24 protein-coding genes and 1 pseudogene are annotated in these 24,079 nt (G+C 32.3%); 6 read left to right on the plus strand and 19 right to left on the minus strand.

Annotated elements, in window-relative coordinates:
• Window positions 1–187: 187 nt before the first annotated feature.
• Window positions 188–1,933 (plus strand): methyl-accepting chemotaxis protein, encoded by a 1,746-nt coding sequence (locus BMY18_RS19170; protein WP_278281137.1) that lies wholly within the window; start codon window positions 188–190, stop codon window positions 1,931–1,933.
• An 84-nt stretch (window positions 1,934–2,017) separates the two neighbouring features.
• Here BMY18_RS19170 and BMY18_RS19175 read toward each other — a convergent pair whose 3' ends face one another.
• The 12 genes from BMY18_RS19175 to BMY18_RS19230 all read right to left on the minus strand — a co-directional run bounded on the left by BMY18_RS19175 (window position 2,018) and on the right by BMY18_RS19230 (window position 12,505).
• The gene (locus BMY18_RS19175) at window positions 2,018–2,227 is read right to left on the minus strand and encodes a hypothetical protein (RefSeq protein WP_092457744.1); all 210 of its coding nucleotides are present in this window, start codon (window positions 2,225–2,227) and stop codon (window positions 2,018–2,020) included.
• 159 nt (window positions 2,228–2,386) lie between these two features.
• On the minus strand, window positions 2,387–4,177 hold the full coding sequence (locus BMY18_RS19180; RefSeq protein ID WP_170841505.1) for a serine hydrolase domain-containing protein: 1,791 nt from the start codon (window positions 4,175–4,177) through the stop codon (window positions 2,387–2,389).
• 160 nt (window positions 4,178–4,337) lie between these two features.
• Window positions 4,338–5,885, minus strand: coding sequence for a serine hydrolase domain-containing protein (locus BMY18_RS19185; protein WP_170841506.1), 1,548 nt, complete (start codon window positions 5,883–5,885; stop codon window positions 4,338–4,340).
• A 770-nt stretch (window positions 5,886–6,655) separates the two neighbouring features.
• Window positions 6,656–7,507, minus strand: coding sequence for an Mrp/NBP35 family ATP-binding protein (locus BMY18_RS19190; RefSeq protein WP_092457753.1), 852 nt, complete (start codon window positions 7,505–7,507; stop codon window positions 6,656–6,658).
• A gap of 30 nt (window positions 7,508–7,537) precedes the next feature.
• A complete protein-coding gene (locus BMY18_RS19195; RefSeq protein WP_092457756.1) occupies window positions 7,538–8,029 on the minus strand; it encodes a flavin reductase family protein in 492 nt (163 codons plus the stop codon).
• A gap of 275 nt (window positions 8,030–8,304) precedes the next feature.
• Window positions 8,305–8,781: a DUF134 domain-containing protein gene (locus tag BMY18_RS19200; protein WP_092457759.1), complete on the minus strand. Its 477-nt coding sequence runs from the start codon at window positions 8,779–8,781 to the stop codon at window positions 8,305–8,307.
• Between the two features lie 214 nt (window positions 8,782–8,995).
• The gene (locus tag BMY18_RS19205; protein WP_092457763.1) at window positions 8,996–9,367 is read right to left on the minus strand and encodes an MBL fold metallo-hydrolase; all 372 of its coding nucleotides are present in this window, start codon (window positions 9,365–9,367) and stop codon (window positions 8,996–8,998) included.
• Between the two features lie 52 nt (window positions 9,368–9,419).
• A complete protein-coding gene (locus BMY18_RS19210; protein WP_092457766.1) occupies window positions 9,420–9,776 on the minus strand; it encodes a NifB/NifX family molybdenum-iron cluster-binding protein in 357 nt (118 codons plus the stop codon).
• A gap of 18 nt (window positions 9,777–9,794) precedes the next feature.
• Window positions 9,795–10,649, minus strand: coding sequence for an ATP-binding protein (locus tag BMY18_RS19215; RefSeq protein ID WP_092457769.1), 855 nt, complete (start codon window positions 10,647–10,649; stop codon window positions 9,795–9,797).
• Window positions 10,643–11,470: a 4Fe-4S binding protein gene (locus tag BMY18_RS19220; protein WP_092457772.1), complete on the minus strand. Its 828-nt coding sequence runs from the start codon at window positions 11,468–11,470 to the stop codon at window positions 10,643–10,645. The genes BMY18_RS19215 and BMY18_RS19220 overlap by 7 nt, the downstream gene beginning before the upstream one ends.
• A gap of 20 nt (window positions 11,471–11,490) precedes the next feature.
• Window positions 11,491–11,853 (minus strand): NifB/NifX family molybdenum-iron cluster-binding protein, encoded by a 363-nt coding sequence (locus BMY18_RS19225; RefSeq protein WP_092457775.1) that lies wholly within the window; start codon window positions 11,851–11,853, stop codon window positions 11,491–11,493.
• Window positions 11,854–12,028: 175 nt separating this feature from the next.
• Window positions 12,029–12,505, minus strand: coding sequence for a C-GCAxxG-C-C family protein (locus BMY18_RS19230; RefSeq protein WP_242941081.1), 477 nt, complete (start codon window positions 12,503–12,505; stop codon window positions 12,029–12,031).
• 480 nt (window positions 12,506–12,985) lie between these two features.
• On the opposite strand from BMY18_RS19230, the gene modA reads away from it, so the two are divergent.
• From modA to BMY18_RS19250, 4 genes are all read left to right on the plus strand, one after another.
• Window positions 12,986–13,774, plus strand: coding sequence for a molybdate ABC transporter substrate-binding protein (modA, locus tag BMY18_RS19235; RefSeq protein ID WP_242941082.1), 789 nt, complete (start codon window positions 12,986–12,988; stop codon window positions 13,772–13,774).
• Window positions 13,775–13,868: 94 nt separating this feature from the next.
• A complete protein-coding gene (locus BMY18_RS19240; protein WP_242941083.1) occupies window positions 13,869–14,591 on the plus strand; it encodes an ABC transporter permease in 723 nt (240 codons plus the stop codon).
• A 4-nt stretch (window positions 14,592–14,595) separates the two neighbouring features.
• On the plus strand, window positions 14,596–15,312 hold the full coding sequence (locus tag BMY18_RS19245; protein ID WP_092457784.1) for an ATP-binding cassette domain-containing protein: 717 nt from the start codon (window positions 14,596–14,598) through the stop codon (window positions 15,310–15,312).
• A 43-nt stretch (window positions 15,313–15,355) separates the two neighbouring features.
• Entirely contained in the window at window positions 15,356–16,096 is a 741-nt protein-coding gene (locus tag BMY18_RS19250) for a Rossmann-like domain-containing protein (protein WP_092457787.1), read from the plus strand.
• 58 nt (window positions 16,097–16,154) lie between these two features.
• Here the strand turns inward: BMY18_RS19250 and BMY18_RS19255 are convergent, their stop codons facing one another.
• The 3 genes from BMY18_RS19255 to BMY18_RS19265 form a co-directional block, all read right to left on the minus strand.
• The gene (locus BMY18_RS19255) at window positions 16,155–16,733 is read right to left on the minus strand and encodes a class I SAM-dependent methyltransferase (protein WP_092457790.1); all 579 of its coding nucleotides are present in this window, start codon (window positions 16,731–16,733) and stop codon (window positions 16,155–16,157) included.
• 241 nt (window positions 16,734–16,974) lie between these two features.
• Window positions 16,975–17,781, minus strand: a complete 807-nt coding sequence (gene lgt / locus BMY18_RS19260; protein ID WP_242941084.1) for a prolipoprotein diacylglyceryl transferase — start codon at window positions 17,779–17,781, stop codon at window positions 16,975–16,977.
• An 85-nt stretch (window positions 17,782–17,866) separates the two neighbouring features.
• Entirely contained in the window at window positions 17,867–20,275 is a 2,409-nt protein-coding gene (locus tag BMY18_RS19265; protein ID WP_092457793.1) for a plasma-membrane proton-efflux P-type ATPase, read from the minus strand.
• 219 nt (window positions 20,276–20,494) lie between these two features.
• On the opposite strand from BMY18_RS19265, the pseudogene BMY18_RS21740 reads away from it, so the two are divergent.
• Window positions 20,495–20,722, plus strand: a pseudogene (locus tag BMY18_RS21740) (putative sulfate exporter family transporter); the annotation flags it as partial.
• A 185-nt stretch (window positions 20,723–20,907) separates the two neighbouring features.
• On the opposite strand, the gene trxA reads toward BMY18_RS21740, so the two are convergent.
• The 4 genes from trxA to BMY18_RS19290 form a co-directional block, all read right to left on the minus strand.
• Window positions 20,908–21,219, minus strand: coding sequence for a thioredoxin (trxA, locus tag BMY18_RS19275; protein WP_092457799.1), 312 nt, complete (start codon window positions 21,217–21,219; stop codon window positions 20,908–20,910).
• A 142-nt stretch (window positions 21,220–21,361) separates the two neighbouring features.
• Window positions 21,362–23,062 (minus strand): FAD-dependent oxidoreductase, encoded by a 1,701-nt coding sequence (locus BMY18_RS19280; protein WP_092457802.1) that lies wholly within the window; start codon window positions 23,060–23,062, stop codon window positions 21,362–21,364.
• A 29-nt stretch (window positions 23,063–23,091) separates the two neighbouring features.
• Window positions 23,092–23,412, minus strand: coding sequence for a rhodanese-like domain-containing protein (locus BMY18_RS19285; RefSeq protein ID WP_092457805.1), 321 nt, complete (start codon window positions 23,410–23,412; stop codon window positions 23,092–23,094).
• A 262-nt stretch (window positions 23,413–23,674) separates the two neighbouring features.
• Window positions 23,675–24,055: a DUF2680 domain-containing protein gene (locus tag BMY18_RS19290; RefSeq protein ID WP_092457808.1), complete on the minus strand. Its 381-nt coding sequence runs from the start codon at window positions 24,053–24,055 to the stop codon at window positions 23,675–23,677.
• Window positions 24,056–24,079: the final 24 nt, after the last annotated feature.

Genomic DNA, 24,079 nt, shown 5'->3' on the forward strand with positions numbered 1-24,079 from the left:
AGTGTATCAAATTTGCCTTAAATACAAAATAAGAATGTAGATTATACGACATTTTTATTTCGTATTTTTCCTACATTCTTATTATAAACTTTGCACTCAGAATGAAATCGAGGGAGAGCTAGATTCATTAGAAGCAACAGCAGCGTTTCCGGTTCTAAGCGACCCTAATTTTTCACTAGAAAGCAAACTGTCCTTTCTTGCAAGTGAAGTCAAAAGAAGAGGTTGCTATAGTATTTCATACGCAGATACAAACGGAGTTATGTATCTGCCAGATGGAAGTACTGCCAATGTCAGTGATAGAGGATATTTTAAAAGTGTACTGAATGGTAATAGCGTGGTATCAGACCCCGTTCTATCAAAAACAAGTAATGATGGTATAATCGTTATATTTGCAGTACCTATAACCTATGAAGGTAAAATTGTTGGCGCTTTATTAGAAGCAAATTATAGCACTAAATTAAGCGACATAACGAATCAACTTAAATTCGGAACAACTGGTAGTGCATTTATGATAAAAAAAGATGGCGTCATTATTGCTAATCCGAATAATGACTTGGTTTTAAAAATGTATAACCCAATAGAAGAAGCAAAAAAGGATACAAGCCTTCAGCCACTAGCCAATTTGGAAACGAAAATGGGGTCTGGCGGAACTGGAATAGAAAAATATTCCTATGAAGGAGTATCTAAATTTGCAGGTTACGCTCCTATTAAGGGAACTGAATGGTCTGTGGCAGTTGTCATTGATGAAAAGGAAATTTTTTCAGAATTGAATGATTTAATAATTTATAATTCATTTTTATCTGCATTTTTTATAATAACTGGATTTGTACTATTATATATTATTTCAAATATGATAGCGAAAGGAATTAAATCAACTTCAAAACATATGGAATTAATCGCGCAAGGTGATCTATCTAAAGATGTATCACCTAAATATTTAAAATTCAATGATGAAGTTGGAGCTATGTCCAATTCAATGAATATAATGCAAGAATCATTTAAAGTAATGATTCGCCAAATAAAAGAGAATTCTACTAACATTAATTCACAATCAGAAGTCTTAGCAACTGTATCAGAAGAGATTGCAAATGTCTCACAAAATGTTACAGAAGCAATTAGCGATATTGCAGAAGGAACAAGTGGCCAATCACAGAGCTTAGTTAATGTAACAGATATTCTGAATGACTTTAGCAATAAGTTATCTTCAATGCTTAATGAAATAATAATTGTAGATTCTAATTCTAGGGAAATAAGTGTAATGGCAAAAGTGAGTGGAAATGATATGAATCAACTAAATGAATCTGTAACAAAAGTTGGTATTTCATTCAAAACATTTAATAGTAAAATCATCGGACTTGGACAAGATATTAATGAAATTAATGAAATCACTAATATGATAAATAATATTGCAGATCAGACTAATCTGTTGGCATTGAATGCAGCGATTGAAGCCGCCAGGGCAGGAGAAGCCGGTCGAGGATTTTCTGTTGTAGCCGATGAAATAAGAAAACTTGCAGAACAATCTGGATTATCTTCAGTAAATATTAGCAGATTGATTAATGGTATATCTAAAAATACTGAGGGTATTGTTGAAGATTCTGTTGAGATGGACCAGGAACTATTAAGTCAAATAACTATCATTGATAATTCAATTATTTCATTTAAGAAAATTATAGAAGCAGTAAATGAAGTAATTCCTAAAATCGAAGCTGTAAAAAAATCCGCTGAAGATATAGACAATGATAAAAATGTAATTTTACATAGGGTAGATGAAATCTCTTCAGTTTCCTTAGACGTTTCAGCTGCATCTCAAGAAATATCCGCCTCTTCTGAAGAAATGAACGCCTCTACAGAAGAAGTATCCGCGGCCGCACAAACACTTACTGCCATGACAAAGGAAATGATCGAAGAAGTTGATAAGTATACAATTTAAATTTTAATAGATATAATCTAATATTCATAGATATAAAAATAGCTAATATTCAATTAATTTGAATATTAGCTATTTTTATAATATTTAGCCTAAATTATTCTTGATTTTATTTACAAATAATATGATAGATCTATTAAAAAACTGGATTTTATCAATGTTTTCATTTCCACTACTTGTAATGGTAATCTTCGTACTAATCTCCAATGTCCTATTTGAAATTAAAGTATCTCCCCCATTTTTTATAATGTCATCTAACGTATTATCAGAAATATTATTTATATTATTTGATTTCACATAAGCTATATCATATGGATTATACGCTATTGCTATTCTTTGTGACTGTAACTACAGATGATAGCGCAAACAATACACGCAATACAATATTAATAGATGTATTAGATAGTATTTTATTTACACTTCTGTACACTCAGTATATATTCATTATACCTCACTTTACTTCAGCCAAAACATACACCAATTCCAATAAATAGAATTAAATACTGCAATCACAATTGACAGCTCTACAAGCACAAGATACGCCACACGTGACTTTAACAAGCTCATTTTAGGGGTCTTCAACAGCTTAACCAATCCAAGAACGAACATCACAGCCATTCCTAAAGTCACCACAAATATAGCCCCTGAAATCGCCTGAAACGTTGCCGCTGACCAAAGATTTGCAACATTAGGCTGATATCTAAGCAACACTTCCATTATTATCACGGGTACATATGTAAGTACTAACGCACCAGTTGCCCAGCCAGCCAAAGTCTTTTTGCCTTTTTTAAGAATCTTATTTTTGACAAAGCCAACAAATACACTAATTATTCCAAAAGCCATCACTGCAATGTAAAGCCCCAAAGTAACATAATCCATCAAGAAATCTTTTGTATCAACAATCAGGTAGTCGCTTCCCTTTTGCTCTATCTTCTCAACACCACCAACATTAACTTTAGTGTAGAACTCTTTCGACTTAAAAGTTGTTATGCTTGACAAACGTAATATCTTAAGCAATCCCGTCTGATAAGTCTTAGGATTAAACACACGATAAGCTTCGTTCGCATTATTACTTTCATACTGCATAAACAGCAAGTCCGGCAATCCCTTTATATACTTACTTTCCTGACTTACGTTAGTTTGAATAACTATGCCCACACGATTATCCAAATCTATTAATAGATTAGAGGAACAACCAGCTGTGTTACCGTCCCGTCCAACCACTCGTAAAGCATACTTTGTAGAAGCCCACATTCCATGATAATTGCGTCCAACCCCAGAAACGTCATAGTACGAGCTAGGTGTAAACAATTTTTTATAAGTAGAAGGGTTCTTAAAAAGCTTTGTATTCTCATTAAGTAATTCTCTTGCAAATGTAGTCAAATCACCAATTGTAGAAACACAGCCGCCTGCTGGTGATATGTTAATATATGTCACATTAGGCTTTATCTCTTTAAGATTTGACCTATATGTCTTTAATTGTTTTCTATTTTCCTTAACCTTCTGGTTATCGCTTAAATCAGGGGAAATAGCAGCATTTTTCATGCCTAATGGTTCAAATATATTCTCTTTGACATACTGTGCATAATCCTTGTCACTAACACGCTGTACAATATATCCTGCAAGAGCCGTAGACCAGTTCGTTCCCGCACAAACTGTCCCAGGCTCGTAAATTTGTGCTGGCTGATGATTTCGCAAATACTCTTCTAACGATATTATCTGCGTTTCATCGTTAGTGAACATCCCCATAAAATTTTCTTCAAAGCCTGCATCATTATTCATGAGATTAAGCATAGTAACCGGCTTTTCGAACTTAAGATTGTGAAGGAAATTCTCTGGAAGATAGTTACGAATATCACTTTCCAAGTCGATTTTTCCTTGTTCCTCAAGCTGCATTACGCTAACCCAAGTCAAAATCTTAGTAACAGAGCCCCAATCCATCACTGTTGAAGAATCCACTGACACCTTATTAGCCATATCTGAATATCCAAAGCTTCCAGTATATAACACTTTCTTATCATCAAAGACTGACACACTCATGCCAGCAGTAGCATCCTTATTCTTTTCTACGTAATCCTCAATCTGTTTACCTATACTGTCATAATCGACTGTATTAGTCGACTTTACTGAATTATCATCAGACTTGGTTATCGTCTCCAATGCTGCATACACCCTAATCCCCATAATTGACTGTAATAGCATAATCGCAATCAACAACATAATCGTAAATCTTCTATACCTCTTCATAATTACCTCCACGCACATTTAGCACACTCTGTCGTTTTATCTTCTTTTCCAGCAAAACTAACAATCGGACAATTTTTTTTGATATTGGTGTTCTCTTTCTTTAATTTCCATTTCTAATCTATATTTTTCTTTTATAGATTCTTGTGGAGGATTTCTACTGTTATTTGGCAACAATGTTAACTTTCCTATACTTTTTTATCAATATTGATACATAATAAATAGAGATTGTTAGTACTGCAGAAAAATTAGCCACTAAAATTGCGGGTGAATACCATATATATATCAATTTAAAACTATATCCCATTAATGTCGGCCATGCACATAAAAAAGCTACTAGAAACACACATACCAAAGTTTTTAAAAATATACTCATTGATGGCTTAGATTTATGCCTTACTATAATATAAATCAACCTCATAATTGACAAAGCGAGGAGTGCCAAAATTGCAGCAGCGGTTATACTCATTCTATCATCTAATTGTATATTCGTTCCTTTTTGATAATTCAATATCGATCCTCTATTAGATACCATATTTGTAATATTTTTCAGAATACGATCTGCGGCTAATCCATTTGTATTACATAATACTGATATTGCAACGTTATTATTATACAATATCTTATTTACAGATGAATAACATGGCGTAAATCCATTATATGTAAGTAGCATACCATCCTCTGTAATGCCCCAACCATTTGCATAATAGTAGTAATTTCTTTCATTCGAATTTGTTTTAGTATATTGATCAATATCGCATATACGTTCTCTAGTAAATTCCCCAATTTCATGTGTGTTCTTAATCGCATTATTTAGTTCTTCATTATCACTATTTAGTAGCTGTGCTCCAAGCCATTTCCCAATATCTGTTGCACTTGTAATCATATAATTTGCAGCAATGTCCCCATCATATCTTGGCGATATATATTTTATCATATGACCAAATTCTCTTTTATATCCAGACGCCATATTTCCCGTTGTATTTGCCTTATCTGTATCAAAAAAGGTGTTACTCATTGATAACGTTTGCAATATATTTTTCGTGATATACTCGTCATAGTTCTCGCCTGTAACATATTTAATAGTAAGCGCCAACACATCATAATCAACACTTAATATTCGCTTTACCTGACCTGGTATATTATCTAGACTAGTATCAGCAACCATACGTACTGTTTTTTCAAGCATTGTATCACCTATTCCTTCTGGAATATTAAATGAGGTTAAGCTCGTTATTCCACTCATATGATACAGTAAATTTCTAATTGTGATTTTTTGTACAGTCCCGTTATGTTTCATCATAAACCATGGTATATATTTTGAAACATCATCATCCAATGATATTTTCCCCTCATTCACAAGAAGCATCACCGCTGTAGCCGTAAAAGATTCTGTCAATGAGCCTAACTGAAACAATGTATTTTCTGTAACTAGTTTTTCATCTGAAATATCTGAATATCCGTATGTATAATATTTTGTTTCTGCTCCATTTGTCACAGCTACTGATACGCCCGGAAATCCTGATTTTTCCATTAAATTTTGTATCATTTGATTTACAGAATCATCATCAAGATTATTCAAATTATATACTGTAGTTTCTTTTTCTTTTGTGTCAATTGTCACATTTTCTTCTGCTATTACATTACTCTTTGCAATTCCTGTATATACCAATACAATAACTGATATACATATTAGTATTCTTCTCTTCATTGTATTTCCCCTCATTATTATTTCTATAACTCATTCTTTATCAGTGTGCACTCCCAATCTTTTTCTGCATTTCAACATCTACAGCAACGACTCTGGCTGAAAAACAATTTAAAATTTTTAATATAATCTTGTAATAAAATAATTTTTCCCCTTTCACGACTGCTAAGTTTAAAACAACATCATAATACCTTTCCCCTTATTATACATATTTTTCCAATATGTATAATATATTTACAATATAACTTTTTTATGGTAAAATCAACCATTTATATATTTTTTTCTTTTTAATTGTTTATCTATTTTAATATTATTTATAAGCAACCTCTCTTCTTGCTTCTGTAGCGAAAATCTCTGAACTGTATTGCAAAGAATGTCTTCTAACTATATAAGGTTATTTCTTCATAGTATATTAGTATACATAGAAAGCACCTCTCTTGTGTCAATTTAGTTTTCCCAAACTGAATCTTAGCACAAATGGTGCTTTCTTATTTTAATTTACCGAAAATAACTTTAAGCTATTTTTTGTGATACAGAAAATAACACTTGAAAACCCAAATAGATTAGTAAAATCTGGTGCCTACATACCGATACTAAGATGGTTTTGTTCCAATGGTTATCTCCACTCATAAACAATATTAGTATAAATTATATGATTATGGAAGGAGTGTTCATAATTCAAGCTAAATCAAGTACATAAGTGTCACTGACAGTTCCTTAATTTGTGAGTATAAACGTCGCTTAATGCTATCACGTACTAGTCAACATAATCATTACATATTTTTAGTAAAGATATTATTAATTTTTTCCGCAGCATCAAATAAATAATCACATGAAAATGTCTCAAAGTTTCCTTCATCAACTAGTTTTGCAATGGTTGGATCAATAGGAATTCTACCCAAAATATCAACACCTATCTCATTTGAAATTTCATTTAATTTACTTTCACCAAATAAATTTATTTTTTTTCCACAATCTGGACATTGTATGTAGCTCATATTTTCAACTAAACCTAAAATAGGTATGTTCATCATTTTTGCCATATTATATGCCTTCTTAACAATCATAGAAACAAGATCCTGTGGAGATGATACAATTACGATTCCATCTAATGGAATTGACTGAAATACTGTAAGAGGTACATCACCTGTTCCAGGTGGCATATCGATGAATAAATAATCTAAATCTTCCCATACAACCTCAGTCCAGAATTGCTTTACAGTATTAGCCAATATCGGACCTCTCCAGATTACTGGTGAGTCTTCTTTCTCTAACAATAGATTTACTGACATTATTTTAATATTGTTTTCTGTAGATTCCGGTATAATTCCCAATTCATTTCCCATCGCTTTTTTTGTAATTCCAAACATTTTCGGAATAGATGGTCCTGTAATATCAGCATCAAGAATTCCTACCTTATAGCCTTTTCTATTCAATAATACTGCTAGCATAGCAGTGACAAATGACTTTCCAACTCCACCTTTACCACTTATAACTCCAACTACATTCTTTATTGAACTATATTGATTTAAATCCTCAAGCATGCTCTGTTTGCTATTTTCGCAGCCCTCACATGATTCTTTTGTACACTCGCTCTCAGAACAATCTTTTTCTTTTTCTTTCATTTTATTACTCCAATTCTTTTTTTTATTTGATTAAATGAAGTCAATCAATGAAAATTTAATATTACCATTTTCATCAACTAGCTTTGCATCTGCATGCACGTACTCAACTTTTCCAATAAACATTTCGTGTGAACCTGTTATAATAGAATCAACTACTGTACATTCAATGTTAACAGGACAATCTGCTAATATCGGCGCATTTACGATTTTACCTTCTGTTAATTTAACATTCATATCTTTTAACTTATCAGAATCTCTTCTACTTTTTTTACCCAGATAATCAAACGTTTCCTGATAATTCTTATCTGTTATATTTACGACAAAACATCCTGATTCTTTTATCATCTGATAGGAATACCTTGTTGGTACGATTCCAACCATAATCATAGGAGGCGCATAGCTGCAATTGCCACAATATCCTACTGCCAGTGCATTGTTTTCTCCATTTAATCCTCGACATGAAACCAAAACTTTTGGTGCTGGTTGCAATGCACCTTTTTTATTTGCTTCTTTTTTTTGCATGATAATTACTCCTTGCTATTACTATTATCTATTTTTATTACTATTTATAAGGCCCTACAACAACTATATATTCTGGTCTTATGCTCATTAAATATTTTAATTCAATTATGGGCATATGTCAATATTGTATTTAGATTTTAGATTGTTCATAAGTTATTAAGGTGGCTTAATACGATACCAATAATTTTTGATCACCAAAAAGGTGCCCTAAAACCAATGCTTTCTCAGACATTGACCTTATGACACCGTATTCTTCATTATATCCTGTTTTCATATCAAAAATCCATACCTCTATGGCGCCAGCAATTCTTGTGACAAAATTTATCCTTGCAATTATTCTCACAGATTACATTAACAGAGCCACAATCCGGGCATACATACTTACCACTCTTAATTGCTTCAAGATTTTCAAAGCTTTCTTTCCATTCTTTTCCACAGTCTTTACATTGGATTGGACAGATATTACGTGTAAAATTACCGCCTTCTATGTGTATCATCTTTCCATTGATTAAACTGTCTGCTACTTTTTCTCTTGCTGATAATAAAATACGTTGAAATGTCGGTCTCGATACTTCCATTCGCTCCGCACATTCGCCCTGTTCTAATCCTTCTAAATCTTTCAAGCGAATCGCTTCTAATTCTTCCAGCTTCAAAATATTTTCCGGTAATTCAGCTACTTCTGTTTCAGATGGTACGAAATATGGTATCGCTGGTATATGTTCAATTTTTCTTAGTTTTGTAGGTCTCGCCATGTTTTCTCCTTAATAATAACGATTGCTTTATACAGCTATATTTAAATATAGGTTCATTTAAATTGTCATTAAGTTTCCTTACTTATAATAATATCCGATTTATTGTAAATGTCAATAAACTCCTCCACTAAGTGCTAAGTGATTTTTATAAATACAATCGTTGCAAAAAGGGACTCTGTCATATTTCAACAAGGTCCCTCATAATATTTAAGTATTAGATTTCTATCACTTTTCCCGTATTGTTATATAAATATTGTTCTTTCATTTCTTGACTAATAAGACAAATTCCTTCTTCACCAGTACAATGAGACACTGCAACTAATTGTATTTTCATTTCATTAAAAGCATCGATTGTTTTTTTCATTCTAACTTCATCCGCTTCAATCAAATGAGTCCCACCAATCACTGCATAAATTGGGATATTAATTCTTTCTGAGATTGTTTTCATTATATTGACTATACCAATATGAGAACAGCCAACAATTATATGTTCAAATAGTAACTGGCCATTATCATCAGGATTATTTTCAATCAAAGTAGTAATTTTCAGTCCCATCAAATTCTGTCCTCTTCTTCTATTTTGCATTTAGGTTTTCCAAAGGGTACAAAAATGTACCCTCCGGAAAGTCCCAACTTTCTTAATCGTTACAATGATCTTCGTGCGTATGTTCCGTACATACGCTTCCCGTTGATTTTAACGCTCCGCTCATATACTGTTTTATAACATCATCTAAAAGACCCTGTGCTCCAACAACGACTTCAATTCCTTGTTCATTAAATAGATTCTGAGCTGTTTCACCCATTCCTCCAGCAATAATAACGTCTGCCTTCTGTTCTTTTAAAAATACTGGAAGAAACCCAGGTTTGTGTCCAGGATTTGCGACTAAACTCTTGTTTGCTATTTGATTATTCTCAGTTTCATACATTGTAAAACCTTCACAAAATCCAAAATGTCCACTTACCATAATTCCATCACTTGCTATTGCTACTTTCATTTTCATTTCCTCCAATTATTATTTTTCATTCATAACACGATTCATCTGAATCCACATTGCCTCAATGGCTTTTCTTGCAGAACTATTTTCAAATTCTGTAATCGGCCTTAATGTATTAACGGATTCCATAACTTTCTTATCAAACGGTATTTTGCCTACTACAAAAAGATTCTTTTCCTTTGCGTAAGCTTCAATCTGAGAAGCCATTTCCAGATTAATATCATATTTATTGATGCAGATCATAACCTGGGTTTCAAAACGTTCTGCCAGTACTAGTATTCTTTTTAAATCATCTAGCCCTGATTTGGTAGGTTCTGTAACTATGAGCACAACATCTGTTTCGGTAATGGAGGCTATTACAGAACATCCGATTCCTGGTGAACCATCAATAATTGTAATGCCATTATCCTCTTCAAAATGCTTCACATTTTTTCTAAGATACGTTACAAGTTTACCTGATCCATCACTTCCAACTCCCATCATAGCTCTTGAAATGATTCCTTTATCTGTTTTTGTTAAGAATGTATCTGCCGTCTTTTCTTCCACTAGCGAAATTGCATTCTGTGGACAAACGATTGTGCATGCGCCACAACCTTCACAGGCAAACGGGTCAACTACCCAATTTGTAATAGCACCAAATTTACAAACTTCTTCACAGATTTCGCACTCAAAACAAAGGTTCTTATTTATTTCCGCTTTTTTACCGCCGTAAAAATCTTTCTTCTCGACATCCACTCCTTTATAGAATAAATAAAGATTTGGTGCATCCACATCACAGTCTACTTTAATTACTTCTTGGGCAAGTTCAGATAAAGCTGCAACCACGGTTGTTTTTCCTGTTCCGCCTTTTCCGCTTAACACTGATATCACCATGCAAATATCTCCTTTATCTTTTCTGCTATCCCAATAAATAGTTTTTTATAAATTTCATCTTCACACAACATAATTCCTTTTGAGTATAATGCTGCTGCTTCCATACTGTAAGGAACTGTTCCTAATAATGTGATTTTATTTTCTATACAATGGCTTTTTATCATATTTTCTTTTTCATCATCTTTATTAATTATAATTCCATATGGTATTTTATAAAGTTTCACCAATTCGATGGCCATTTTTAAATCGTGAAGTCCAAATTCAGATGGCTCAGTAACTAATATCGCCACATCTGCATATTTCAAAGCAGTTACAACGCTACATGAGGTTCCGGGTGGACAATCAATGAAGTGGTCTTCTGTTGATAAACCGCTGAGCAATTTTCTAATAACAGGTACTGCCATAGGCTCTCCCACATTTAGGATACCTCTGTGGCAAGTAATTTCTTTTGCAACTCCGCTTTCCAGTTTACCTATGGAACGTTTCGCATAAGTTAATGCGCCTACCTTGCAGACCAGACTACATGCTCCACAGTCATGGCATAATTTTTCGAAAACAACGATTTCTTTTCCTGCTTTTGCTAATGCATTGAATTGGCATACTTTTGCACAGGCGCCGCATAATACGCACGTTCTCTGATCAATGACAGGATATTCCATAAAAACATCTTCACTTTTTTGAATAGACGGATTCAAAAAAATAAATCCATTTGGTTCTTCTACATCACAATCAACATAACTAACACCCAATGTCATTGCGAGATTAGTAGATACCGTTGTTTTTCCGGTTCCTCCTTTTCCACTCAGTATTGCTATATGCATGCCAACTCTCCTTATTTTATCTATTTCATTCCATTATGCGCATTTCCTGCAGCATCAATCTTAGAAAGATGTTGTTTTTCAAACATTTCAAGTACTCTAAATACTGGAAGTGCATCACAGCTATAAGCTTTGATTCCTACTTTTTCTAACAGTTCATATGCATTAGGTCCAAGATTCCCGGTAATAATTGCTGCTACATTTTCTTCTATCACCTGACTTGCTGCTGCAATCCCTGCTCCTCCTCCGCAAGATTCACCGTTGTTTTCAATTGCTTTATATTCCGTTGATTCTGTATCATAAATCAAAAAATAATCACACCTACCAAATCTTCTATCCAGTATGCTATCTTTATTCTGACCCGTTGCTGATATTGCAATTTTCATATGGTAACCTCTCTTTCTTATTTTCTTATTATGGGCATATGCCAATTACTATGATACTATTCAATTGTTTTTTTGTCAAACCCAAATAAAAAAAATAAAAGATTGGTACACTTCAACCGTGTAACAATCCTGTTCTATGTTTTAATCTGTAGTTTTATCTATATTTTTAACTTTTTTATCTGTTTTCTTCAATATACTTTTCCATGATATCTGCCGCCATACCAACAAGCTCTACACAAGGTCTCTTTTTATAGTATTCTGCTGTGCGAAGTTCAGGTACTGGACTATCCTTACCTACACCTAATCCCAATAACTCCCTGCATATTATAGAATGATTCTTTTCCTCAAACTCTTTAGCAAGATATTGAATTCTTTTGTAGTGCTCGGTCTTCGAAGTATGATCTTTTGGATCTGTATATCCATATATCATCCCCGCGACCATAAACATACCAGTTACTGCTCCGCATACCTCCCTTAGCCTTCCCATCCCTGCTCCAAAAGAAGAACTGATTTTTAGCGCCATTTCAAGGTCCATATCATAATCATCACAAAATGCCATAAATACGGATTGTGAACAATTATAACCCTCTTTAAAATATGCTATTGCAAGCTCTGAATGAGTCTTTTCTGCTATTTCTAGTTCTGCATCCACGTCTACTATACCCTCATAACTTTCTTATTTTATATTTCATTATCATAATTGTTAGCATATGCCCTTAATATATTGTATCAGAATTAGTTCATATGTCAAATACTTTATGCCTAATTTCTCTTGTCAATTTCTCCTGTCGCTTTACATCAATATGCAATGGTATTACTTTATTGTTTTACATTAAAGTAATTAATATTATTGTTTTATAGCAAATAGCCATAGGTATAAAACCGATTCATATACATATTGCACAAATATTCGAAAATTATATTTAACCATCTATTTTACTTATGACTAAAAAGATAATAAATATATAAATCATCTATAAAAATATGTATGTTACGTTTATTGTAGTAAAAAATATAATCTGATAAAATCAGTTAAATTTAACTATATTCAAAATAATTACTCAATTTTTTTCGGTTACATTTTTAATTAAGAGGTTGTGCCCTATAAGATATGGCGCGGAATGGAGAGATTATGAAAAAGATTAGTGTATTACTTGTATTATGTACCATTTTATTCACTATTACAGGATGTCAAAAAAACACAGATTCTTCTACAGTTAATTCCACTGTCACAGTTGAAAATACGCAAACATTGGTAGGTCACGACTTAATGATTTACTGTGGAGCTGGGATGACGAATCCATTTGAAGAAATTGCGAAAGCATTTAAAGAAAAAACAGGTTGTGAAATCAATGTAACCTATGCTAACGCAGGTCAAATCCAATCACAAATTAATATTTCAAATGAAGGAGACCTTTTTATTGCTGGATCAGCTGATGAATTAGTTCCTGTGCAAAATTACATTACATCAAGTATCGATTTAGTAAAACATATTCCAGTATTAGCTGTTAAAAAAGGAAATCCAAAAAAAATAACAGGATTATCCAGTTTAACTCAGACTGAAATAAAAACAGTATTAGGAGATAATGAATCTACTCCAATTGGTAAAATAGCCAATAAAGCCTTAAGTGATATTGGAATTCTTACCAAAGTAAATGTAATCGCAAGAACAACAACAGCACCGGCTCTTTCTACTACTATAGAAAATGATGAAGCAGATGCGACAATAATATGGAAAGAAAATGCAACTAAATTAGATATAGTAAGTACTACAGAGTTAGATTCATATATTAAAACAGTACCCGCAGCAACACTTAGCTTTAACAAAGATAAAGATGCCCTAACCGAATTTTTAGAATATCTAGGTACTGATGAAGCTAAAAATATCTGGATTAATAATAGCTATGAAATAGTTAAATAACGATATGAAAATAAAACGTAGGAACGTTCATTTTTTCAAAGTAATATGCTATTTCATTACAATTCTAGTCACTTTATTTATTGGTGCTGTAATATTGTCGATACTTATAAAAGGACTTCCTACATTGAAAACTGCTCTTCTTAACGAAGAAACGCAGTTTTCAATAAAGATGAGTTTATATACTTCAAGTATATCAACATTAATATGTATTGCTGTATCTATTCCGGTTGCATACACAATTACAAGAACTGATTTTTTCCTAAACAAAATATGTTGTTTAATAATAGGACTTCCATTGGTTCTCCCATATTTAGTATTAGGATTATGTCTTTTAATTGTTTTTTCATCTCCTCTCGGTAAAATGCTTAAGGAGATGGGGTTTCCGGTTGTATTTAATAAAAATGGGATTATTATGGCACATATTATTGTAAATTTACCATTTTGTATTAATTTAATGATAACCGCATTCTCTCAAGTGAATAAACGTTTAGAATTTATTGCAGGTACTTTGGGTGCATCTTCATTTCGCCAATTTATAACAATTACACTTCCAATCGCAAAAAAATCAATACTTAGTACCATGATACTTACTTGGTCAAGAGCATTAGGAGAATTTGGTGCTACGTTAATGCTTGTAGGATGCACACGTATGAAAACTGAAACACTTCCAACAAATATATACCTGAATATATCTGTTGGAAATAATGATATGGCAATGGCTTCCGCTATTATTCTATTAATGATATCCACTGTTATGCATGGATTAATTTTTTTGTTGAACCATAATCGCGTTGCATACAATCGAATGGAGGTCTGATATAATGGACTCAGCTGTTGAATTAATTGATTTTAATATTAAAAAAGGAAATTTTTCATTAAGTGAAATTAATTTAAAGATATGTAAAAATGAGATTTTTTCTATTATAGGTAAAACAGGAGCCGGAAAAACTTTGCTTTTGGAATCTATATCCGGTGTCTATAGGAAATTTTCAGGTGAACTATTAATTTGTGGAGTTAATGTTTTGTCTATCCCAGTTGAACAGCGTGGTATTGGAGTTGTTTATCAGGATTATTGCTTATTTCCTCATATGACAGTATTCCAAAATATCAGCTATGGCCTTAAAATGAGTAAAGTTCCAAGAGCTATAATCAAGGACAAGGTTTATGAAATTTCTCAAATTTTATTAATTCATAATATACTCAATTGTTATCCAGGAACACTAAGTGGTGGAGAGTGCCAACGAACCGCATTGGCAAGGGCATTAATTGTAAATCCTAATATTTTATTATTAGATGAACCTTTTTCCGCACTGGATCCTATCACAAAAGAAAAAATGTATCAACTTATCAAAGATATTCGTCAAAAATTTGATTGTACTATAATAATTATCACTCATAATTTTCAGGAAGCTGTTAATTTATCTGAACGAATCGGAATTATAATTGATGGGAAATTAATTGAAGTCAGAGAAAACAAGAAATTATTTTACCCATATCAGGATAAACGAGCCAATGAATTTTTAGGAATCACCATATGAAATGTGGTATAATATCAAACATCATATCAAAAGGAGTAATTATATGACAGAAGACCAATTATACAATAAATTAAAAGATGAATTTGAAAAAATTATAATTAATAATAATATACAAGCTGATTTAGTTCTTATTAAATCCCGGTCACTTTCTCCTGAAGAAGCAATAGGCATCACCGAGCGTAAAGATTTTCCCATCCTGACAGGTAAAGAAGTAATGCTTCAGGCCGAGTATCAAGGTTTCTATGGGCAGGCCTTTACTGATGCACCTTCAATCTTTAGCGGAACGTTATCTCAAATACTAGAGTTGGACTTAATGAATGATAATCATAGTCGAGGATTATTTATTTCAACCATGAATGCAGTTATGAGGAAACTAGATCTCGCAGATCATACTATCCATTGTAAAAATGATGGGCCTGAATTATGTGGGAAACAATTTGTACCATATATGAAAGACCATTATAATAACCCTAAAATTGCTTTAATTGGATATCAACCTTCCATACTAGAAAATTTAGCGGCAGTTTTTGATTTAAGAGTGCTAGACTTAAATCCAGACAATGTCGGTCAATTAAGATATTGTATTAAAGTTGAACATGGTATTAATGATTATGATGAAGTAATCAATTGGGCCGATATCATTTTATGTACAGGAAGCACCATCTGTAATGGAACGATTGTAAATTTCTTAAACCTGAATAAAGATGTCTTATTTTTTGGTACATCAATTGCAGGTGCAGCTACTATATTAGAATTAAAAAGAGTATGTTTTGAATCAGAATAGTTATTACTGAACTAAAGAAAACAAGAAGGAAATATTGTAAAATTTCCTCCTTGTTTTTTTAAATAGAATAAGTAGCCATCACAATATAAAAATGCTCGTTTAGTTCAACGATTGATATTTCTTTGAATCCACAATCTATAAGTATCTGTTTCACTTCACCACTATCCAACCGATGACTGATAGGAGGCCCCCAATCACTTTCACGCTTTATCCATTCAACAATAGCAATTTTTCCACCGTCAAACAGAATTCGCTTAGCTTCATTTACAAACCTTACTTTATCTTCTATTTCATGTAGGACCGTACACATAAACGCATATGAGATTGGCTCCCCTTTCAACTTAAAATCATATTCTTTTGTTATAATTGTCTGAATATTAGATATCCCACGCTCATCTACTTTTTTGTTAAGTTCTTCTATCATTTCTGACTCAACATCCATAGCATAGACCATGCCTTCTTGTCCAATTAATTCTGCCGCTGGAATAGAAAAATACCCAATACCACACCCAATATCCGCAAACTTATCATCTGCTTTCAATCCAATTACAGTTAAGACTTTATTTGCAGGCAACATCTCTCTACGTTTCGGATTATCTAGTTTACTTTTATTATTTACATCAAATTTGTGAGCCATCTATGTGCTTCCTCTCTAGTCTGAATAACTTTTCTTCTTATCATAACTTATACAACATATCATATCATAAATTATTATGGTTTCACATAAGCAAAGCACTCAGATTGTTTATTGATTAATTCTTATATTCAACCATGAAATCACTCTCCTTTAGTTTTAACCTTTTAGTTTAAATAAGTTTAAGTATATCATCTTTACAATTATTATCGGTGACCTTATCACATAGTTTTGATTTATTATATTATTTGTGATTTAAATATTTCCCATTGTAATCATTAACTGGTATTTTTCTTTTCATTATAAATCTAGCCAAAATGCAGCCACCAATCACTAATAACAATGATAACATCTGTGATACTCTGATATTCCCAAATAAGTAGAGGCTATCTGTTCTAAATCCCTCTATTATTAGCCTTCCTAATCCATAACCAATAAAATAAGTTGCAAGTAAAATTCCGTTCTTCTTTGTTTTCCTTGCGATTATCAATAATAGTATAAGCAGTATTATATTCCACATACTTTCATAAAAGAAAGTAGCCTGATGCCATTCTGATACAGCTTTAATATATACGCCATAAGGAAAGAATTGAAGTTTTGTATTTGTAATTAATTCACCATACGCTTCTTGATTCATAAAATTTCCCCATCGTCCAATCGCTTGTCCCAATACTAAACTTGGTATTACTAAATCAATTAATTTTAAAAGCGAGAATTTATTAATCTTGCAGAAAACAATTGCTGATAAGAAACCTCCTATGACTCCTCCATAAATTGCTAATCCACCTTCTCTAATTGCAAATATTTTCAATGGATTATTTGCATATGCTTCCCATTCAAAACTCACATAATATAAACGAGCACATATGATTGCGACAGGAAGAGCGATAATCATGAAATCAAATATCAAATCAGATTCATACCCACTTTTATTTGCCCTATAACAGGCCAATACCACACCCAATAAGATACCTAACCCTATTATTACACCATACCAGGCTATATTAAATCCTTTCATTCCAAATAAATTTTCAATAGCGAATCTACTCACGTCTCATTTTCCTCAACTTTATCTTTAAATTAAAAATTTCTATTATACTATAATAAAAGTTTTGAAGCTTATCATTGAAATTATATTAAAGGAATTTTTTAAATAAATAGAACTTAACAAAATCGACACTAACCATAAAAATAATAGCGGTTACCAGTATTATAAATACTTGACTGATTAATAGGTTAGGAATAAACACCCCAAATATACCAAGTAATGCGAAACCTGAAATCGTTGCTATATTTACTAGTAACATATTCTTATTTGGTATGGATGACCAGAAATGTTTTCTTTCTCTTACAATTAGTATTCTACATTGCGTATTAAAAACAAGACTCAACATAACTAAGGTGCGGATTTTATCAAGTTCTAAATGAAAACATTTTAGTCCAATAAAAATCAAGAATAAATCTTCAATGGCAAAAAGCACTCCAAGCATGAAAGCTGCTGATGTAATATTCTTAACATTCCATATATTGGGAGTTTCAGTCGATTTTACATTATCAGTAGCAATCGTCATCGTCACAAAATCATTTGCAAATACCAGCAATGTCATTCCTAAAAGAGAAATAACAATATCATGAAACCAGAAAAATCCAACTGTAAACAATACAACAACTTCAACAACTTTAGTGATTTTATTAATTACCCAGGTTAGCATTCTTTGATATGTTTGTCTGCTTATCTTTATTGCATCTATTATTTCACTTAATCCTGGTTTGGTTAACACGATACTTGCGGAAGCTTTTGCAACATCAGTCGCTTCACTTACAGCAGTTCCAAGTTCTGCTTGTTTTAATGCTGGTGAATCATTTACCCCATCCCCAGTCATACCTACCATATGTCCACTATCCTGTAACAATTTTACTATTTTATACTTATCCTGCGGATATACTTCAGCAAAACCATCACTTTCCTTAATTAAACTTAGCTGTTTTTCATGGTCTAGTCCTTCCAAGTCTTTCGGTCGCATAATCCGATTTCCGATCCCTACTTGTTCTGAGATTTCCTGTGCAATAGCTATACTATCTCCGGTAAGCATGATACATTTTATACCAAGACTTCGTAATTCTGCTATCATGCTTTTTGAATCGGCTCTAGGCGGATCCGCTATCGCTAATAATCCTACAAATTTAATATTATCTTCTTCTGTCATTGCAACTGCAATCGTTCTAGATCCTTTTTGTGAGAATCCCTCCACTGCTTTATTGATCATTGCAAGCGTTATATCATCTATATCTGTGCTTATCCCAATAATTGTTTGCACTGCACCTTTCATTATCTTGTGGCTAACTCCCTTGATTTTTACAACTGCTTGTGTCATTTTATTCGCAGGATCAAATGGAATATAGGAAATTTGTTCATATCCATCAAAATTAATTTTTAACGTTTTCGAATGATGAATGATGGATAAATCTATAGCATCCATTCCTTCCTCTTTTGAATCTAACGCCGCCATTCTAATAACATCTTCACTATTATATTTTCCAAAAGCGATACAATCCACAACTGACAATTTATTTTGAGTGATTGTTCCTGTTTTATCAAAGCAAAATATATCTATAGATGCTGCATCTTCAATTGCATCCAGTTTCGTTACCAATACTCCCTTTTTAGAAAGATCTAATGCTCCGACCGCTTGAACGATTGTAAGTACTGCTGGCAAAGCTACTGGAATTGCTCCAATTAGGAAAACAACGATAAATGATAGAATGAATAAAATATCCTTGTGAAGAAAAATAGCATATATGGATACGATGGCTGATGCTATAATCCCTAAATACATCATGTATTTTACTATAGTAAGCATTAATTCTTCTTGTTTTGATTTAGGCTTGGCAATTTTTACTAGTTCAACGGTTTTACCAAAATAAGTATTTGCTCCAGTATTAATTACTACACATTTGGCTTCTCCACGTTTAATAATTGAACTCGAATAAATAATATCTGATTGATGAATATCCTTAGGCAAAGATTCCCCTGTTAATGAAGATTCATCCACTGATACTTCTCCACTTATAATAGCAACATCTGCAGGGACTAAATCTCCTAGTTTAATATTAATGATATCTCCTAGCACAATGTGTTTTGCATCTTTTAATATCCATTTACCATCTCGCAATACTTTTGCATTAATTTCCAACTTCTTTTTTAGTAGTTCTACTGCTTTTTGTGAATTCTGTGATTGTAAATAACCAATAATCGCATTTAAAGTTAATAACACAAAAATGATTACACTTTCCGTATAATGCTTCAATATGATAGTTAAAACGATAGAAAATTCCAATAGCCATGGCATAGGTCCCCAATATCGTTTGAAAAATTCAATAAAACGATTCTTGCTCGTTTCCTCTATTTCATTATATCCATATTTACTAATCCGAATATCTGCTTCTTTAGTAGACAATCCTTCTTTCGTTGTTTCAACAAATTTCATTGTCTCTTCAAAAGACATTTTTTTATACTCATCCGTTCTTTTTAATTGCTCATTCATAAATATTCCTCCTGTAATCGATTAATCCAATATTTATTTAAGTCTAATATTTTTAAGCCCTGCAAACCTTATTACAAAATTTATTGTATCACTTAGACATTTATTAGTAAAATTCTAATATATGATTATATCTATAACCATTTAGTTATGTATATAGTATCTATTCTAAAATCCATAATAATTTATAGTGTTCCTTTCGTTAAGTCTTTATCAATTTATATTATTACCACTATAGCTTCAGGCGCCAGCGTACCTTCTTATATATTTACACCATTCAAGGATCTTAGCAAATTCTTTATTATCTTAGCAATGGCAGCTATTGGCCTTAATACAAATATTATAAAGCTAGTAAAAAAAGGTGGAAAATCAATCTTTACGGGTTTTTGTTGCTGGATTAGAATCACTACCGTAAGCCTTTTATTGCAACATTTTCTTGGGATTTGGTGATATAAGTATATAATCTTTTAGAAGTAGCACTGATAAGTAAGATTATATACTAGAAAAAATAACAGTCTTCATAAAACAAGGATTGAATTCTCATTTTAGAATCCAATCCTTGTTTTATTTATATTGTAATATAATATCATTAACAAAGCGTAACTCAAATTTAAAAGTTGCTTCTTTTCATCACCTTATTGAATCATTGATAATATAGTTTGTTTGGATTGAAGTCCTACCACACTATTAACTACCTTCCCATTTTTCATTACAGCTAGTGTAGGGATACTCATAACCTTAAAAGCTTGCGCAAGTTCTGGTTCTTCATCAACATTTACTTTACCGATTATAGCTGAATTTCCTGTTTCACCTGCTACTTCCTCAATAATTGGGGCTACCCTTTTGCATGGTCCACACCAAGATGCCCAAAAATCTAACAAAACAGGTTTGTCTGCCTTCAAAACCTCTGTTTCAAAATTATCCTTTGTAATTTTTAATACGCTCATATTGAATTCTCCTTCTGAATTGATTTATTTGATACACTGCTACAATTTTGTATTTCTTATATTTAATTATACTCTCGTATAGTTTCTTATCTGTGATAAGGTCACATAAAGGCTTAGCAATTTACCATCCTTATTCGTTACATTATCTGAAATTATATTCAGTTACAATGCTTTCTCTTTTAATCCTCTTATCATTATAGTATTCATAGAATGATAAGCCTAAAAAGCTTCCAGCTATATTAAAAACATTATGATACCCTAAATTTTGAAGAACTAAAACTGCATTATAACTTCTTTGACCGGTTCTACAATGGATATATACGGGCTTGCCCTTTGGGATTTCGTTAATTCTTTCCCTTAGTTCACTTAACGGAATATTTGTTGCTCCCTTTATATGTGCGCCTGCATACTCGCCTCGCTCTCTAACATCAACAATAAAGCTATTGTTTTCAACGAGGTCTCTAACCTTATCTACATTCACTTGTCTGAAATCTTTATTTAAAAGATTAGAACCCACATATCCAGCATAATTTACTATATCCTTTGCAGTTGAAAACGGTGGTGCATAACACAATTCCAAGTCTTTTAAATCTTCTACCGTGCCTCCAAATTTGATAGCTGTAGCAATAATATCAATTCTTTTTGTGACATCACCCTTCCCAATTGCTTGAGCACCTAAAATCTTTCCTGTTGGAACTTCAAATAATAATTTAAAATGCATTGGTGCTGCATCTGGCATAATCCCAACCTTGTCGGAGAGTATTACTCGAACAACATCATAATTGATTTTTAAGCCCAGTGATTTAATTAATGATTCATTTAAACCTGTAGCTGCGCCATTATAGTCAAAAACTTCAATTGCAGATGAACCGATATATCCCTTGTTTAATGTGCTTTTATTGTTAATGTGGTCTGCTACGGATCTTGCTTGTTTTAGCGCTGGACCTGCTAACGATAATTTGGTCATCATATGAGTTAATGCATGATATACTTCTATGGCATCACCAACTGCATAGATATCAGGATCATTTGTCTGATAATTTTTATCTACCTTAATTGCTCCTGTTACTCCTATTTCAATTCCAGACTCTTTTGCAAGTCGAGTTTCTGGCGATACTCCGATTTCCATAACTACTACATTAGCATCGATTTTTTTGCCCGAAGTAAGAATTACTTTATTTTCTTCGAATTTTACAATTCTATCTTCAAGAATCAAATCTATCCCATTATCACTGATTTCTTTATGAAATATTTGAACCATATCATAGTCGTAAGATCTGAGTATCTGATCGGATCTTACGATCAAAGTAACATTATATTTGGCTTTTCTTAGGTTTTCAGCAACCTCAACCCCTATGAATCCACCACCAATTACCGCGATATTCTTTGTATCAATTTGTTTTACAAATTTGTTTAGACTATCTATATCTACTACATTTCTTATAGTAAAGACATTTACATTCTCCATTCCAGGAATATTGGGCACGATTGGAGATGCACCTGGTGATAATATAAGTTTGTCATAAGTTTCTGTGTAATTTTGACCATTTAAAATATTTTTTACAATTACCGATTTTTTTTCTCTATCTATTACTATTACTTCATTATTGACTCTTGCATCAATATTATATTGCTTTAAAAATAATTCTGGATTCATTAAAACCAAGTCTTCTGCTTCCTTTATTATCCCGCTTAAGTGGTAAGGAAGTGAACAATTTGAAAATGATACATGAGGACCTTTTTCAAACATGATGATTTGATCTTCTTCACTATTTCTTCTAAGTCTTGCCGCAGCTGATGCGCCTCCGGCGACTCCACCGATAATCAATATCTTTCTTACCATGATTTGTTGCCTCCTGTTTTTTATATTTTCTAATTTCTAAGCGTTCCTACATATGATCCCATCCCGCCTGAAACATTTACAACATTGAATCCTTCTTTCGAAAGTTCTCTACAAGCACTTCCACTTCTTCCACCTGATTGGCACATAATATAGTATAAATTATCTTTTACCAAATATTTATCAGGTTCCATTAAGAGATTTCCCATTGGAATATTTTTAGCACCCTTTATGCTTCCACTGTTATATTCGTATACTTCTCTAATATCAATCAATTCTACTTTACCAATTAAACTATCCATATCATTCACATTAATAACTTTAACATTTTCTTTTTTTAATAAATCAAACATATTAATCTTCCTCCTAAGCTCACAAGTAATTTTATTCATCTTGCTTTACTTCTTAATTATAACAACATATCTGCAATTATCCGTGACTGAATCACATATCATATTCTTCAATGATTCGCACCTGAAAATAAATAATTAAATCAATATGGTTTCGTTATTTGTAAAATCTATTTTATTGTAATAAAAACCGAGCATAAGATGAATAACAGCTCCACCTTATGCTCGGTTTAAATTTAATACTCGTTTATAATTCAGTCCTTGATTATTGATTTATACAAGACCCTTGATTACATCCATTTCTGGTTCCTACACCTCTGCCAGAACCATCTTTTATACCATTGGCATTACCTGATCCAAAACCAGCTCCATAAGTTTGACCTATTTTATCAGATCCGCTGCCATCGCAATTTACAGAATTTTCTTCAATTGCTTTCATAACTTCATCTGCTTTTTCTTGCGTTATTGTACCACTAGCAACTTGTTCATTTAAAATTTCCTCTTTTGTTTGAAGCATTTCCGTTTTAAATTCTTCGAGATTAGTTGAATCAGATGATTTATAGATTGAAGCTGCAAATACACTGGTTGACATAATACCCGCTACTAACATAACTGATGCAATAAAAATCATTTTTTTCTTTTTCATAATTTTTGACTCCTTTCAATTTAG

Source organism: [Clostridium] fimetarium, assembly GCF_900111235.1.
GTDB classification, from domain to species: Bacteria; Bacillota; Clostridia; order Lachnospirales; family Lachnospiraceae; genus Clostridium_N; species Clostridium_N fimetarium.

Excerpts from the sequence above, each read along its gene's own strand:
- BMY18_RS19190 (WP_092457753.1), bottom strand. The coding sequence starts at position 7,507 with ATGAAAGAAAAAGAAAAAGATTGTTCTGAGAGCGAGTGTACAAAAGAA.
- BMY18_RS19265 (WP_092457793.1), bottom strand. The coding sequence starts at position 20,275 with ATGAATGAGCAATTAAAAAGAACGGATGAGTATAAAAAAATGTCTTTT.
- trxA (WP_092457799.1), bottom strand. The coding sequence starts at position 21,219 with ATGAGCGTATTAAAAATTACAAAGGATAATTTTGAAACAGAGGTTTTG.
- BMY18_RS19225 (WP_092457775.1), bottom strand. The coding sequence starts at position 11,853 with ATGAAAATTGCAATATCAGCAACGGGTCAGAATAAAGATAGCATACTG.
- BMY18_RS19280 (WP_092457802.1), bottom strand. The coding sequence starts at position 23,062 with ATGGTAAGAAAGATATTGATTATCGGTGGAGTCGCCGGAGGCGCATCA.
- BMY18_RS19220 (WP_092457772.1), bottom strand. The coding sequence starts at position 11,470 with ATGCATATAGCAATACTGAGTGGAAAAGGAGGAACCGGAAAAACAACG.
- BMY18_RS19285 (WP_092457805.1), bottom strand. The coding sequence starts at position 23,412 with ATGTTTGATTTATTAAAAAAAGAAAATGTTAAAGTTATTAATGTGAAT.
- BMY18_RS19290 (WP_092457808.1), bottom strand. The coding sequence starts at position 24,055 with ATGAAAAAGAAAAAAATGATTTTTATTGCATCAGTTATGTTAGTAGCG.
- BMY18_RS19245 (WP_092457784.1), top strand. The coding sequence starts at position 14,596 with ATGGACTCAGCTGTTGAATTAATTGATTTTAATATTAAAAAAGGAAAT.
- BMY18_RS19215 (WP_092457769.1), bottom strand. The coding sequence starts at position 10,649 with ATGGTGATATCAGTGTTAAGCGGAAAAGGCGGAACAGGAAAAACAACC.
- BMY18_RS19255 (WP_092457790.1), bottom strand. The coding sequence starts at position 16,733 with ATGGCTCACAAATTTGATGTAAATAATAAAAGTAAACTAGATAATCCG.
- BMY18_RS19205 (WP_092457763.1), bottom strand. The coding sequence starts at position 9,367 with ATGCAAAATAGAAGAAGAGGACAGAATTTGATGGGACTGAAAATTACT.
- BMY18_RS19180 (WP_170841505.1), bottom strand. The coding sequence starts at position 4,177 with ATGAAGAGGTATAGAAGATTTACGATTATGTTGTTGATTGCGATTATG.
- BMY18_RS19185 (WP_170841506.1), bottom strand. The coding sequence starts at position 5,885 with ATGAAGAGAAGAATACTAATATGTATATCAGTTATTGTATTGGTATAT.
- BMY18_RS19250 (WP_092457787.1), top strand. The coding sequence starts at position 15,356 with ATGACAGAAGACCAATTATACAATAAATTAAAAGATGAATTTGAAAAA.
- BMY18_RS19200 (WP_092457759.1), bottom strand. The coding sequence starts at position 8,781 with ATGGCGAGACCTACAAAACTAAGAAAAATTGAACATATACCAGCGATA.
- BMY18_RS19195 (WP_092457756.1), bottom strand. The coding sequence starts at position 8,029 with ATGCAAAAAAAAGAAGCAAATAAAAAAGGTGCATTGCAACCAGCACCA.
- modA (WP_242941082.1), top strand. The coding sequence starts at position 12,986 with ATGAAAAAGATTAGTGTATTACTTGTATTATGTACCATTTTATTCACT.
- BMY18_RS19210 (WP_092457766.1), bottom strand. The coding sequence starts at position 9,776 with ATGAAAGTAGCAATAGCAAGTGATGGAATTATGGTAAGTGGACATTTT.